Genomic DNA, 13,135 nt, shown 5'->3' with positions numbered 1-13,135 from the left:
CTTGAGGGGTAGGATTTGGGCTGAACCCTCACCTACAAATGTAACCAGTTGTCACTAACTGCCTGAGCAGCTAGGCTAACCGTCCCATAAGCTTTTCGGCTTATTTTAGGTTAAACGAATCGCACTTCTCCCCACTCATAAGGGAGGTCTTCTTCTTCACTATCAAATTCTCGCCAAGGATTATTTTTTTTGTCAGTCATTTCGGGTACAAATTCCAGCACATCTTCTATACCAACCGCCAATCCTGTTAGTTTTCCTAATCCTTGGATAATGGCTGCAAGAGTGGATAGGTCGATTTGATGCTGTTCATTGCCATGTTTTACCAGTTGGTAAATCATTGCAGGCGAACTATCTGTACCAACAGCTTGTATCAACTTTTCAGGAGTTAAGCAGCGGTATTGGAGATATTCAGCTAGTTTTAAACGAATTTCACTCATAGATTTAGTTTATAACTACGGAGGTGGGGACGGCGATCGCTTTTCGACTTTCCTTATTTTAGGGGATAATTTGGGAAGAAGATTTAATATAAATTATGACTATCGCTTGTGCCAGTTGCGTAAGTCCTATAAATAAATGACCCATCAACACCATGTATGACTAACAACCCAACAAAAATCCCCTTTGTTGACCTTTCCCTCCAACATCAACCCATCCAAACCCAAATAGAACAAGCAATTGCACAAGTCATCCAGAAAGGAGACTTCATTCTCGGCCAACAACTCGCCGAATTTGAATCAGCATTTGCCACAGCTTGCGGCGTAAAATATGGCATCGGAGTCGGAAGTGGCACAGATGCGATCGCACTGGGACTTCAAGCTTGCGGTATCGTCCCTGGTGACGAAATCATCCTCCCAGCAAACACCTTTATCGCTACCATCATCGGCGTTCTTCGGGCCAAAGCGACACCAGTATTAGTAGATTGTGAACCTGACACTGCTCTTATTGACCTAACAGCAGCAGAAAAAGCCATAAACCTCAAAACCAAAGCAATTATCCCCGTGCATCTCTACGGGCAAATGGTATCGCCTAATCAACTTATTAACCTTGCCAAAACCTACAACTTAATAATATTTGAAGATGCCGCCCAAGCACACTTAGCACAAAGAGAAAATTACCGTGCAGGTTCATTTAGCAAAGCAGCAGCATTCAGCTTTTATCCTAGCAAAAACTTAGGAGCCTTTGGCGATGGGGGAATGCTAGTTACCAACGATACAGAATTAGCACAAAAAATGCTAATTTTTCGTAACTACGGTGCATCACAGAAATATTTGCACACGGAACTAGGAAGCAACAGCCGACTCGACACTTTGCAAGCAGCCGTCCTCAATGTTAAGCTTCCATACTTAGAGAATTGGAATCGCGATCGCAATTTAGCAGCTTTACATTATAATAAACTATTAGAGCCGCTGAAAAAAAAAGGTATCTTCCCTATTCAAAACCAGAGTGGCAATGGTAATATTTATCATCTATACGTAATCAGGGTGACAGAGGAATGTTCCCTTACCCGCGATATCCTTCAGGAAAAACTCGCAGTTAATGGCATTCAAACAGGAATTCACTATCCCATACCTTGCCATCTCCAACCCGCCTATCTAAACTTAGGCAATTTAGGCGATTTCCCTAATGCAGAAATGCTCTGCAAACAGATTTTATCATTACCAATGTATCCCGGACTGAGACAAACTCAGATTGAGCAGGTAGTTGGAGGGATTAAATCTTTAATTGGTAATTGGTAATTGGTAATTGGTAATTGGTAATTGGTAATTGGTAAGCCGAAGTAGTTTCAAAGTATGGCGATTGCTTCGCTTCGCTCGCAATGACAACTAACAACCAACAACTAACAAACGAAAATCATGCAAATCAGAAAAAAATCTTCTATTGCTCTCGAAAGATACTTTTTTACCGCAGCTTTTATCCTACTATTAGCGATACTTTATGCTCCGCTAATAATCCACTGGTACGATGGCTGGTTGAACAAAACTATTGGCATAGAACACGAATATTTTAGTCATGGTTTAATTGGTCTACCTTACGCTCTTTATATTGCCTGTATACATCGCCATCGCTGGAATAAATTGCCAGATTCATCTCATCCTTTGGGAGCAGTTTTACTGGCAATAGCAGGGATATTTTATCTCAGCGGCTTGAGCGACTTAGTGAATTTATCTTTTCCGGTCATACTAGCAGGAATCTGTTTATCTTTAAAAGGATTTCCAGGGTTAAAGTTACAAGGAATACCGCTGCTATTTATTCTGCTGGCAACGCCTAATTATATACCCTATCTCATTGAACCTTACGCCTTGCCATTGCAGCATTTCATTGCAACAACAGCAGGTTTCATTTTGACCCAACTTGGTTTAGATGTTACAGTCGAAAATATTCATTTATATGTCAGTGGTAAAATCGTTGAAGTTGCCCCCCACTGTGCAGGGCTGAAAATTTTGTTTACCAGTCTTTATGTCAGTTTAATGCTATTGCATTGGACAGGAGTTTGGAACTCTCGCAAGAGAAGTATTTTGTTTTTGTCTTTTGCTATAATCATCAGTATCAGTTCCAATATTCTGCGAAACACTTTGTTAACCCTGTTTTACGGTACTGGTCAAGAAAAAGCTTTTGCTTGGCTTCACGCAGGATGGGGAGGAGATTTGTATTCAGCTTGTATGTTAGGTATGTTGGTGCTTATACTTAATGGAATGGAAAAGTATTTACCAAGCAAATTTGAATAGTATAGCTAGGGGCTAGGGGCTAGGGGAATAGGGGAATAGGGGGAGAGAATCAATGGCTTCAGCCATGAGCGAGTGTCCTAACCGTCTTGGCGGTTGCTATAATTGTTAGTTGTTAGTTATTAGCTATTGGTTGTTAGAATTCGTCAAATCCTTTAAATTTTCTGCAACATATATTGCCTAACTGGCAATTGTGTTTCGCACTAAAAACAAGTAAAATAGCCTGCCTTATTTCAAGATTAACACATTTTTAACTTTTAACTTTTGATTTTTAATTGCTGATTATGTTCCACTTTTTCAAACCACATCAATTATCAAAAATTGCGGTACTCTTGTTTTTACTTATACTCGTTACTGCTGGAGCTATTCCTAGCTACTTGACAGGACATTTGCCTTGGATGAAACCCCCGCAAGTTGCAACACTAAAGCAATTGAGAATTGTGCGACGCGAAGGGTTAACAATCCCCGGCTGGGAAAGACCCATACCCAGAAATATACCTATTGGCGGTCACAAATGGTTAGTTCAAGAACTTAAAAATGACAGCACAACTGTGCTTTTGCTACTACTTACCCAAAATGACCATAAAGATCAGCCTCAAGTAGAATGGACTGATCTCAACGGATTTCATAAGTGGAAAACCGACTCCTACCGAACACTCAATTTTACAGTAGACTTAACAAAAGTAATACCCGAAAAGTCCGAAAAAATCTCAGTCAGCGCCCAATTCTTCCGAAGCTGGGATCAAAAACAAACCTTTGCTGTTTTGCAGTGGTATGCTCAACCAAATGGGGGTTCTGCTACACCCAGTATTTGGTTTTGGGAAGACCGCAAGGCACAGTTATTTAATCGCCGCGTTCCCTGGGTGGCTGTTTCTATTTTAATTCCTATTGAACCTTTCGCAGATATTGAGAAAGCTCGACCATTGGCAACAACTTTAGGTCAAAATGTCCAGTTAGCTTTAATGAAAGAAGCTCTACGATTTTAGAATTATGAAACTAAAAAATAACTCAAAAATCCCCAATCTAGACTTGAAAATAAAAAAGAGAATTGCTTTCTCCCTGGCAAGCTTTTACTCAGCAGTTTGGGGTTTTTCTTTTACTACCATATTCTGTGGAATAAATATCAAATTTCAGCAGGGCGCTTTCGCTGAAGTGGTGAGCCAAAATCTGCCGAGTTTACCTGCCCTTAAAGAGCCACAAACACAGCAAAAACAGGAGATTCCTGTTAATATAAATCCTCCGATTGAAATCAATCCGGCATTTCGCAACCGCGCCTATCTTTTGGGCCCCGGAGATCAAATTTCTATTCAAGTTCAGCGATTCTCAGATTTGGGTATTACAGGGCCAATTAGTCAAGAAGGATTAGTTGTGCTACCACTAATCGGGGCGGTGAATTTGCGGGGTCTCACTGTCGAACAAGCACAGCAAGTTATCCGCGATCGCCTCAACAGATTTATCAAAAACCCCAATGTTGCTGTCTCCCTGATAATTCAGCGTCCCGTAACCGTCACAGTCACAGGTCAAGTCGCCAGACCTGGTTTTTATCCCCTACAAACTCCTCAAATCTCCTTTGCCCTTTTCGCAGCATCCGGTACTACCTCCACTGCTGACTTGCGGGAGATACTGGTGCGCCGCACTTTAGCTAATGGTGCGATCGCCGAACAAAAAATTGACCTACTAACACCCCTACAAACTGGTATCGCGCCGCCCGATTTGCGTCTAGAAGACGGAGATGCCATTATCGTGCCTTACCAACAAGTCACAGCCGATCGCAAGTCCGACCGCGATGTGGCCGCCAGATACAGTCTAGCGGCGGCCCAAGGGCCCGTACAAGTCACAATTGCGGGAGAGGTAAGTAAGCCTGGTTTTTATACTTTACCCGCCGGTTCGGGGCGGATTTCTGCCGCTTTAGTCGCTGCGGGGGGCGCAACTTTGAAAGCTGACTTGCGGGAAGTGCGAGTGCGGCGGACATTAGTTGATGGTTCTACAGTGGAAGAACCAATTGATTTGTACACTCCCCTAGTAAATGCTACCGAGTTGTTCGATTTCCCTTTGCAAAATGGAGATGCGATCGTTGTTCCAGAAATAGAAGCAGGTAAAGAGCAAGATTACAACCGCGCTTTAATTGCTAAGTCCACTCTGATTAAGCCCCAGATTTATGTGCGAGTTTTGAGCTACGCTAGTGGTGGGCTAACTTCATTCTATATACAAAATGGTAGTAGGTTTTTAGATGCTCTTAATGGCGTGCCTCTCAATACTGCTGACCTCCGAAAAATTGCCCTATTTCGCTTCGATCGAGAGCAAGCTATAGCCATTAGTCAAAAACTAGATGCTAAGGCTGCTTTACAAGGCGATGCTTCTCAGAACCCCTTACTGGAAGATAACGATGTAATTGTGATTGGTCGCAATTTGGTAGAGCGAATTAGCTATGTTATCAATACTGCTACTCGACCATTCCGTGATGTTTTGGGATTCGTTCTTTTCTTTGAGCAATTAAGAACAGGAGCACAAAATCTCTTTGGGCCTTCAAGTGGCGGTTCGGGCCGATAAAAATTATGGTAATTACCAATTACCGATTACCAATTACCAATTACCAATTCCTATGACTCCAGTAATAGTTAAACGTTATCTGATTGCTTTCGAGCAATACAAATGGGTGGGATTAGTTACTTTTGCTGCCGCTGTGGGCGCGTCGGGAATAATAGCCACTCGGCCGGAAGCAGAACCGGATTACACTGCTATAGGTGTTCTGAGCTATCACCGCCCTCCTGCGATTTTTTCAACTACTGCTACTGATATTCAAAAGCAGGGGCAGGAAGTAACAGAAAAAATGCTGTTGGACAAAAAGGTAATCGAAGCAGCAGCAAAAGAAGTAAAGGCTTCCGTCGAAAAAATGACAACAAATGTGAAAGTCAAGATGCCGAAACCAAACGACCAAGGTGCTGGAATTGAAGTCTCTTACAAACATAAAGATCGCAAGAGAGCAGAACAAATTGTAGATGCGGTAATGGTGCAAATGGTTAAACAGAGCCAGTTAATTAATACCTCTATACTGCGAGAGACAATCGTTCAGATTAACAACCGTTTACCACAGGTGATTCAGGATCTCAGAGCTGCTGAAGAAAAACTCCAAGCCTACGAGAGGCGAGAGGGAGCATCTATTTTGGCAGTTCAGACCGCTGCTATACCTCAAGCGATCGCCACCGCACAACAGCAACAGCGGACGATCGGATTTCAGCTAGACGGCGTTAATGCTCAAATTAAAAGTCTGGAAGAGCGATTGGGATTGAATGCGGATCAAGCTTACGTTGCTCAAGCTCTGGCTGCTGACCCAATTATTGCTCAACTGCGATCGCAACTATTCGATATTGAATCTCAGTTACAATTGCTTCGCCTGGATTTTCGCGACGAACACCCGAAAGTAGTCGAGTTAACCAACACTAAACAAGCACTCGATCAACAGTTACAGCAACGAGCGGCTGAGGTACTTGGAGGCAACGGAGTAGCTGCACCCTTAACTGCGGCTAAGATTCGAGTAGACTCTGCTTTAGATCCAGCCAGACAAGAATTGGCTAAAAATTTGATTAATTTGCAAACTCAGCGGGAGATGCTACAACAGCAACTTATTGGCATTGCGAAAACGGAACAACAACTGCGGCGAGAACACGCAACACTTCCTAATAAACAGTTAGAACAAGCACGCATCTCACAGGAAGTAACGCTGAAGAGGACTCTCTACGATAAGATGCAATCGGCTCTGGTGGATGCTCAGGCGGCTGTAACGGAGACAACAGGTTCTTTGAGAATCTCTCAGTTAGCAAAAACTGAGAATATCAAATCAACTCCCAAAAGTAAAGCTGCGATCTTGGCGGTGGGAGGATTTATGGGAATATTGCTAGGCGGCGGAGTCATATTTTTACTAGGGATGCTGAGTGGGAAGTTCCAAACCTGGGAAGAAATTCGCTCGGCTTTGGAGGAAAGGGAGGTGGAAGTGTTGGGAGTTTTACCTTTTGCGATCGCCCTTGACTCCAGTAGAGAAGATATGCCGATCGCGATCGAACTTAATTCTCCCTATCTAGATTTTTACGAGAAACTCCGCAGCAATCTACGCCGCGTTGGAGAAAAACCCCCGAAGCTGGTAATACTTACTTCTGCTACTGCTCTTGAAGGTAAGACTTTTACCGCTTACAATTTAGCGATCGCCTCGGCTCGTGCTAGTAAGCGGACTCTATTAATCGAAGCAGATTTGCGATCGCCCTCTTGGGTACAATTTTTGAAAGTCGCTACCGATCCCGCTAATTCTATTGAACCCCTACGTTACTACGGCGATCTCTGCGAGTGCATTCGCCTCGTCCCAGCCATTGAAAACCTATTTGTAATCCCCAGTCCAGGCCCCCTGCGACAAGCCGCTGCTGTACTCGAATCCAGCGAAATCCGACGGCTGCTTACAGAAGTTCGCCACCGCTTTGATTTTATAGTTATAGACTCTCCCCCTTTGAGTGAATACAGCGATGCACTAACCTTGGAACCCTACACTGACGGTATAGTTTTAGTCACAAGACAAGGTCATACTAATTCCGAAATATTAGCTGAAATAACCGATCGGTTGACAGAATTAGATGAAGAGCTAAACAAAGTAGGGCCGCGACTTTTGGGAGCGATCGTTAATGGTGCTGATATTTCCGTTGACTTTCCCCATCAGATTGAGGAAATAGATACCCCCCTTGTACACTTTGCTGATGCTGCTACGGAAGTGAAATCAAAGCAAATGTCAAAACCAAACAGAAGGCAGAAGGCAAAGGGAATTAGCAAAGAAGGGGCTAGGGGCTAGGGGCTAGGGACTAGGGAAAGAGGAAGAGAGGGGGAGATGGGGAGGATAGGGGAGATAAGGTAATAAGTAGTTGGACATAAATAAACGCAGCCATGTCCGAAGCGAAGGTCACGAAGTGAAGTGAAGCATAAGCCCTTCGGGCAGGCTACGCCAACGCAGGGTTTTGGGATTGCTTCGGGATTAGTTTGCTTCGCTTCGCTCGCAACACCCTCAGATTGCTTCAGATTGCTTCGTACCTCGCAACGCTTCGCGCCTCAGATTGCTTCGCTTCGCTTGACGCGCTTCGCTTGACGCGCTTCGCTTGGCTCGCAATGACATTATTTATTTTTGTCCAACTACTTAGCAATTAGCAATTAGCCATTAGCCATTAGCAATTAGCAATTAGCCATTAGCCATTAGCCATTAGCCATTAGCCATTAGCCATTAGCCATTAGCCATTACTAACCCTTAATCAATCTTCAGAAAACAATCCTAACAGAGGGCCAAGTAAAGCTCCGAATACAAATCCCCCAGCGTGTGCCCAGTAAGCAATTCCCCCGCCTTCCATACCAATATTTGCCGGGGCATTCACCGAAGCGATACCGTAAAAAGCTTGCTGCAAAAACCAAAATCCCAAAAACCAGAAAGCAGAGATTCGCACAGTCGTAAAAAATATACCCAACGGAATTAATGTCAGAACTTTAGCTTTAGGATATCTGAGAATATAAGCTCCCATAACACCCGCGATCGCACCGCTAGCACCCAAGGAAGGAATTGCAGAGCCAGAGGAGAAATACCACTGCGTTAACGAAGCCAAAACACCACAAGCTAGGTAAAATATGATAAACTTAACATGACCTAAACGGTCTTCTACGTTGTTGCCAAATATCCACAAAAATAGCATATTCCCGGCTACGTGCAGAAATCCTCCATGCAAAAATTGGGAAGTAATTAATGTCACCCATTCTGGAAACGGAGAGGCTGGTATTGACACTTGACAGATATCAGTAAGCTGACAAGGAACAACCGCCCAAGAGTAGAAGAATTGAGTTAATTGATTGCCGGATAAAGTGATTTCGTAGATAAACACCAAGATATTAACACCAATCAACCCGTAGGTGACATAAGGTGTAATAGTGGTGGGATTTTCATCGCGTAAGGGAACCACAGGCTTTTCCTCTCGATTAAAGTTTGGCAACAAAGATAACCTATTTGTAGCGCCGATGTCTCCTTTCTAAGGGATGATTAAGTTGAAGAATCAACCCGATATTAAAGCAGGATTTGCTATATTTTTGATAAAAAACCCCTCTTATGCAAAGGGGTTTTAAGTCATTAGAGCATTAGCTAACTAGGACAAACCAATTTAGCCTTTCCAGCCTTTTTCAGCTTGAGAAAGCACATAGGTAGCCACATCCTCAATTTGTTGATCGCTTAAACGACCCTTGAATTTTGGCATCGCATTTTTGCCATTTGTCACCTGAGTGGTAATCGCTTCTAGAGAGTTCATCGCGAACTTCTCCAAAGCTTCCTTTTTCAAGGTTCTTTGAGCCATCACGACATTACCGCCGCCGATGTGGCAAGCAGCACAGTTAGCGGCAAAAATTTTCGATCCACTAGCAATATCTCCCTCTGCCAATGCAGGGCGACCAAAACCGAGGGTAAATATTGCGATCGCGAACAGGGCAATCGATAAGATTCTTTTCAACGGAGTTCTCCTCTAGTAACATTTTCTCCCCTCCAGCTCTCGCTGTAACGGGGACTTTCCAACATCAAACCATCTCGACCAAACTATTTTACCTGTGCAATGCACTCACAATAGCGATCGCGACCTTTTTCTAACCCATTTCAATTCTCAAAACTGTCCACACCCCATCCCGGAGCCTTTTGAGCCGCCCTAAGTACAAAAGCAGCCAAATTTTCTATTTCCTCCTGGGGCATCCAACTCTCCGGTACCTGTCGGCACCAATAGCTTTCCTCACTGCCGTCGTAACTCATCGGCTCTCTCAAAAAAGCTACCAAGCTGCTAACATTGTCGCGGGGAGGGGTTGCAGCTTTGAGGTCTGTCAAAGACAGAGATATCATTGGATTGGGCAGTGTCGCTCCCCCTACATGACAGTTCAGGCAATTTTGACCAAACAGGCGTTTCCCCGCCGATAAATCCTCAGCAGAAAATAAGCGAGTCTCACCCTGCCCGTTTAGCTCTAGCTCAATAGGTTCTTTGGCTTGTAAATACCGAACCACATAAGAATCTAAAGCCTCAGCTCGGACAGGTTGGGCCGCAATCAATAGCAGCCAACCACTCACTAAAATTCCCAACAGATAACGAACTAAAACACTACGGCGTAGCATGAGGGCGAGCTATATAAATGTGATATTGAATCTAGGGCCAAACAATTTTAGACTTTAGATTTTAGATAGAAGCTTAATCCCGAACCCCATCAATTTTTGAAGTCCGTAAACAATCTCACCATCTAAAATCCAAAATCTAAAATCTAAAATCCTTTAACGAGCTCCTTTGCCACCACCCCACTGAGTACCGATAATCTTCGGTTGCAACAGAATATGACCTGCGATCGCATAAAGGTCATCATCCGTGAGATTTCTCATCTCAGTGAAAATATCTGCACTTTTAGTGCTAGGGTGCAACTCAGAAATTTCGGTAAACCCGTCAAACGTCTTCGGGTTTTTCATGAACTCCACCAGCGTTTCTATATTAGTGCGCGGCGGTGTTGCCAAAGCTAAGGTTTCAGGACTCAAATTCAGATTCGGGTCAGTTTTTGTCACTCCCCCCGCATGGCATTGAGCGCAAGTTGAGTTAAATAAGCGTTTGCCTTCTTTAACTTGTTTGAGGCTTAGCACCACAGTTTCGCTGTTATTCAGAGGAACTGTACGAACCTCTTCGCTGAGTTCGACAGCAAGGGCACCGCCGACAAAAATCTGAAATGTCAAGAATACAGTGACAACAGCAATGAAATATCTTTTAAGCATGGTTCTCCCTAAAAACAGGTTAGTTATTGAACCCTTTACACAGAATGGATCAATCTGCAATAGGTTCTGAGTCACGGCCTCGATCGAGTTTAGAAATAATTGCCTTGACATCCTCTAAAGCCAAACGGGTTCGCGGGTGTTTGTAGGCAATTCCCAACTCGTCGCACAACCGCAGTACATCTTCTACAGGGACGTTGTAATCCACTGCTATTTCTGCAATCGACAGGTCTGCAAAACCCATAATTATTGGTTGCTGACAGTTGACTTTCTCATCCCTAAATAAGGATGGGATTCTTTGGAGATAAAGCAGTTGTTAACTCACAATCAATATCATCCCACCCAGAAGCCGTTTTACCAACTAGCTGCTATTGCTTCGATCGCCAGTTTTAGGGCGATCGCCCAAAGCTAGGGCTATGTCCGGGTGTAACGTGGGGATCGCTGGGATTGTAGCCTTCCGCCACACTAGAGGTGGAACTGGTTTGTGGCTGCGGCTGGTGAAGGCGAATTAGCTGAGCTAAAGTTTTCTTTAACTGGGTGCGAGGTACGATCGCATCTACAAAACCCTGAGCCAGTAAATACTCAGCAGTTTGGAAATTTTCGGGCAGTTTTTCCCGCAGAGTTTGCTCGATTACCCGGCGGCCAGCAAAGCCAATTGTTGCTTTTGGCTCTGCAATAATAATGTCTCCCAACATTGCAAAGCTAGCTGTTACGCCGCCAGTTGTCGGGTGAGTTAAAACTGGAATGTAGAGCAGTTTAGCTTCTCGGTGGCGTTCTAAGGCTCCAGAAATTTTTGCCATCTGCATCAGGGACAGCATTCCTTCCTGCATTCTGGCACCACCAGAAGCACAGACAATAATTACGGGTAAGCCTTCGAGGGTAGCGCGTTCGATTAGGCGGGTGATTTTTTCTCCCACTACTGAACCCATGCTCCCTCCCATGAACTGGAAGTCCATGACGGCGAGGGCGATGGGTAAGCTTTCTAGTTGGCCCAGTCCGGTTTGTACTGCGTCTACTAAGCCTGTTTTTTCTTGAGTTTCACGGAGGCGATCGCTATACTGTTTGCGATCGCGAAACTTTAACGGGTCAGTCGCGCACAATCCCCAATCGATTGCCTTCCAGGTATTCGCATCGATCAACTGCTCGATACGTTCCTCGCTATATACTCTCAAATGGTGGCCGCACTCTAAGCACACCATTTGATTTGCCCGGAGATCCTTGGCATAGGTGAGCGCCCCACAAGCTTCGCATTTAATCCATAGCCCGTCCGCAATTTCCCGTTCGGGCCGTTGTTCAGAATTCGGCACTGCTTTTCGTCGATCTGCAAACCAATCAAATAAAGACATTAAAACTTGGTAATTGTTATCTGTTATCTGTTAACTGTTAACGGTTAACGGTTAACTGTTATCTGTTAACTGTTAACGGTTAACTGTTAACTGTTATCTGTTATCTGTTAACCATTATCTGGATCTTCCTCAATCGGACTGATCAGGAGCGAGGCCGCCCACTTATCTTGCGCTCGGACTTGCAAAGCTGTTGCACTCCCAGCTCCTAGATAGGATGCTAAGCCCAAATCCACAATCCGAGCCGGGATTTGATGAGCAGCAAGTAACTGCTCCATCAATTCGGCTTCCCAGCGGAAGCTAGTAGTTTTTAGCGTAATCCAAGACACAAATTATCTTACCAATTTAAGGGACTAGCCTATCTGCCAATTATTTATCTGAGTAAACATACTTAATTAGAGGCTAAAATTAGGGAAAAATAACCGCAAATAAGTAGATATTATCATCTCTCCCCAAAGAGCTGTTAACACCGCACCCAGAGCCAAAAATGGCCCGAAGGGCATCTGTTGCCGGCGACCAAGCCACCCCAATGCGATCGCACCTCCACCTGCAAATGCACCCACAGCACAAGCTAGAAACCCAGCTAGTAGCAAATATTTCCAGCCTAACCACGCTCCCATCATCGCAGCTAGTTTAGTATCTCCCGCTCCCATCGCTGTTTGTCCAAAGGCAAGGGAACCCGCTAAGGCAATGATGTCAAATAACCAAAGACCAACAACTGCACCGATAACACCCGTTAATACTAGACGATCGATCCCAACTGCTAGATTAAATGTGGGCAATAAACCATTTAATGCTTGGAAAACCAGACCGAGAACCAATCCTGACCGAGTTAAGGCATTAGGAAGAGTCATGGTGTCTAAATCAATTAGAGATAAAGCTAAAAGCCAGCTAAAAAATGTCCAGTAACTCAAAGTTTCTAGCGTTATCCCGAACCTCCAGAAAACTAGCAAAAACATCAGACCCGCTGCTGCTTCTACAATTGGATAGCGGGCAGAAATAGGACTTCGACAGTGCTTACACCGCCCCCGCAGCCACAGCCAGCCAAATACGGGTACATTTTCGGAGAGTCTGAGTTGATGTAAGCATTGAGGACAGCGAGACGGCGGCCACAGCACCGACAATTTTGCTGGTAGTCGATAAACTACGACATTGAGGAAACTGCCAATCGAGGCTCCTAGTACAAATATAATTAAGGCAAAAGGCAGAGCGGTGAGTATTTCCATTGGGAAAGTAATTACGTAACGCCGCCCTCTGGGCGGTAAAGTCACCGC

At 44.4% G+C, this 13,135-nt stretch carries 14 protein-coding genes; 5 read left to right on the top strand and 9 right to left on the bottom strand.

Features of this window, described 5'->3' with window-relative positions; all coding sequences use genetic code 11:
- Positions 1-110 precede the first annotated feature (110 nt).
- Positions 111-437, bottom strand: a complete 327-nt coding sequence (locus PY364_RS09135; protein ID WP_275521967.1) for a hypothetical protein — start codon at positions 435-437, stop codon at positions 111-113.
- A gap of 156 nt (positions 438-593) precedes the next feature.
- Between PY364_RS09135 and PY364_RS09130 the strand changes: the two genes are divergently transcribed.
- The 5 genes from PY364_RS09130 (at position 594) to PY364_RS09110 (ending at position 7,554) form a co-directional block, all read left to right on the top strand.
- A complete protein-coding gene (locus PY364_RS09130) occupies positions 594-1,736 on the top strand; it encodes a DegT/DnrJ/EryC1/StrS family aminotransferase (RefSeq protein ID WP_275521966.1) in 1,143 nt (380 codons plus the stop codon).
- Between the two features lie 117 nt (positions 1,737-1,853).
- Positions 1,854-2,726 carry a cyanoexosortase B gene (gene crtB, locus PY364_RS09125; protein WP_275521964.1) on the top strand — a complete coding sequence of 291 codons (873 nt, stop codon included), beginning with the start codon at positions 1,854-1,856 and terminating at the stop codon, positions 2,724-2,726.
- 281 nt (positions 2,727-3,007) lie between these two features.
- Positions 3,008-3,709 (top strand): cyanoexosortase B system-associated protein, encoded by a 702-nt coding sequence (locus PY364_RS09120; RefSeq protein ID WP_275521963.1) that lies wholly within the window; start codon positions 3,008-3,010, stop codon positions 3,707-3,709.
- A 4-nt stretch (positions 3,710-3,713) separates the two neighbouring features.
- On the top strand, positions 3,714-5,273 hold the full coding sequence (locus tag PY364_RS09115; RefSeq protein WP_275521962.1) for a polysaccharide biosynthesis/export family protein: 1,560 nt from the start codon (positions 3,714-3,716) through the stop codon (positions 5,271-5,273).
- Positions 5,242-7,554, top strand: a complete 2,313-nt coding sequence (locus PY364_RS09110) for a tyrosine-protein kinase domain-containing protein (RefSeq protein WP_275521961.1) — start codon at positions 5,242-5,244, stop codon at positions 7,552-7,554. Before PY364_RS09115 ends, PY364_RS09110 begins: the two co-directional genes overlap by 32 nt.
- A gap of 451 nt (positions 7,555-8,005) precedes the next feature.
- On the opposite strand, the gene PY364_RS09105 is transcribed toward PY364_RS09110, so the two are convergent.
- The 8 genes from PY364_RS09105 to PY364_RS09070 form a co-directional block, all read right to left on the bottom strand.
- A complete protein-coding gene (locus PY364_RS09105; RefSeq protein WP_275521960.1) occupies positions 8,006-8,701 on the bottom strand; it encodes a rhomboid family intramembrane serine protease in 696 nt (231 codons plus the stop codon).
- 195 nt (positions 8,702-8,896) lie between these two features.
- Positions 8,897-9,238 carry a c-type cytochrome gene (locus PY364_RS09100; protein WP_275521958.1) on the bottom strand — a complete coding sequence of 114 codons (342 nt, stop codon included), beginning with the start codon at positions 9,236-9,238 and terminating at the stop codon, positions 8,897-8,899.
- Positions 9,239-9,378: 140 nt separating this feature from the next.
- Positions 9,379-9,882, bottom strand: a complete 504-nt coding sequence (gene psbV2, locus PY364_RS09095; protein WP_275521956.1) for a photosystem II cytochrome PsbV2 — start codon at positions 9,880-9,882, stop codon at positions 9,379-9,381.
- Positions 9,883-10,035: 153 nt separating this feature from the next.
- Positions 10,036-10,521 carry a photosystem II cytochrome c-550 gene (gene psbV / locus PY364_RS09090; protein WP_275521954.1) on the bottom strand — a complete coding sequence of 162 codons (486 nt, stop codon included), beginning with the start codon at positions 10,519-10,521 and terminating at the stop codon, positions 10,036-10,038.
- 49 nt (positions 10,522-10,570) lie between these two features.
- A complete protein-coding gene (locus PY364_RS09085; protein WP_007353013.1) occupies positions 10,571-10,762 on the bottom strand; it encodes a hypothetical protein in 192 nt (63 codons plus the stop codon).
- Between the two features lie 145 nt (positions 10,763-10,907).
- Complete coding sequence (gene accD, locus PY364_RS09080) at positions 10,908-11,864, bottom strand: acetyl-CoA carboxylase, carboxyltransferase subunit beta (RefSeq protein ID WP_275521952.1); 957 nt, start codon at positions 11,862-11,864, stop codon at positions 10,908-10,910.
- 107 nt (positions 11,865-11,971) lie between these two features.
- Positions 11,972-12,190: a DUF2007 domain-containing protein gene (locus PY364_RS09075; protein WP_275521951.1), complete on the bottom strand. Its 219-nt coding sequence runs from the start codon at positions 12,188-12,190 to the stop codon at positions 11,972-11,974.
- Positions 12,191-12,256: 66 nt separating this feature from the next.
- Positions 12,257-13,087, bottom strand: coding sequence for an A24 family peptidase (locus PY364_RS09070; protein WP_275521968.1), 831 nt, complete (start codon positions 13,085-13,087; stop codon positions 12,257-12,259).
- Positions 13,088-13,135 lie beyond the last annotated feature (48 nt).

It is taken from the genome of Kamptonema sp. UHCC 0994, assembly GCF_029167235.1.
Taxonomy (GTDB): domain Bacteria; phylum Cyanobacteriota; class Cyanobacteriia; order Cyanobacteriales; family Microcoleaceae; genus Kamptonema.
Note: the sequence above shows the minus strand (reverse complement) of the source record. Positions and strands in the feature narration are given on the sequence as shown.

What these genes read in the sequence shown, in the direction of transcription:
- PY364_RS09135 (WP_275521967.1), bottom strand. Translation starts at nt 437, where the DNA reads ATGAGTGAAATTCGTTTAAAACTAGCTGAATATCTCCAATACCGCTGC.
- PY364_RS09130 (WP_275521966.1), top strand. Translation starts at nt 594, where the DNA reads ATGACTAACAACCCAACAAAAATCCCCTTTGTTGACCTTTCCCTCCAA.
- crtB (WP_275521964.1), top strand. Translation starts at nt 1,854, where the DNA reads ATGCAAATCAGAAAAAAATCTTCTATTGCTCTCGAAAGATACTTTTTT.
- PY364_RS09120 (WP_275521963.1), top strand. Translation starts at nt 3,008, where the DNA reads ATGTTCCACTTTTTCAAACCACATCAATTATCAAAAATTGCGGTACTC.
- PY364_RS09115 (WP_275521962.1), top strand. Translation starts at nt 3,714, where the DNA reads ATGAAACTAAAAAATAACTCAAAAATCCCCAATCTAGACTTGAAAATA.
- psbV2 (WP_275521956.1), bottom strand. Translation starts at nt 9,882, where the DNA reads ATGCTACGCCGTAGTGTTTTAGTTCGTTATCTGTTGGGAATTTTAGTG.
- psbV (WP_275521954.1), bottom strand. Translation starts at nt 10,521, where the DNA reads ATGCTTAAAAGATATTTCATTGCTGTTGTCACTGTATTCTTGACATTT.
- PY364_RS09085 (WP_007353013.1), bottom strand. Translation starts at nt 10,762, where the DNA reads ATGGGTTTTGCAGACCTGTCGATTGCAGAAATAGCAGTGGATTACAAC.
- accD (WP_275521952.1), bottom strand. Translation starts at nt 11,864, where the DNA reads ATGTCTTTATTTGATTGGTTTGCAGATCGACGAAAAGCAGTGCCGAAT.
- PY364_RS09070 (WP_275521968.1), bottom strand. Translation starts at nt 13,087, where the DNA reads ATGGAAATACTCACCGCTCTGCCTTTTGCCTTAATTATATTTGTACTA.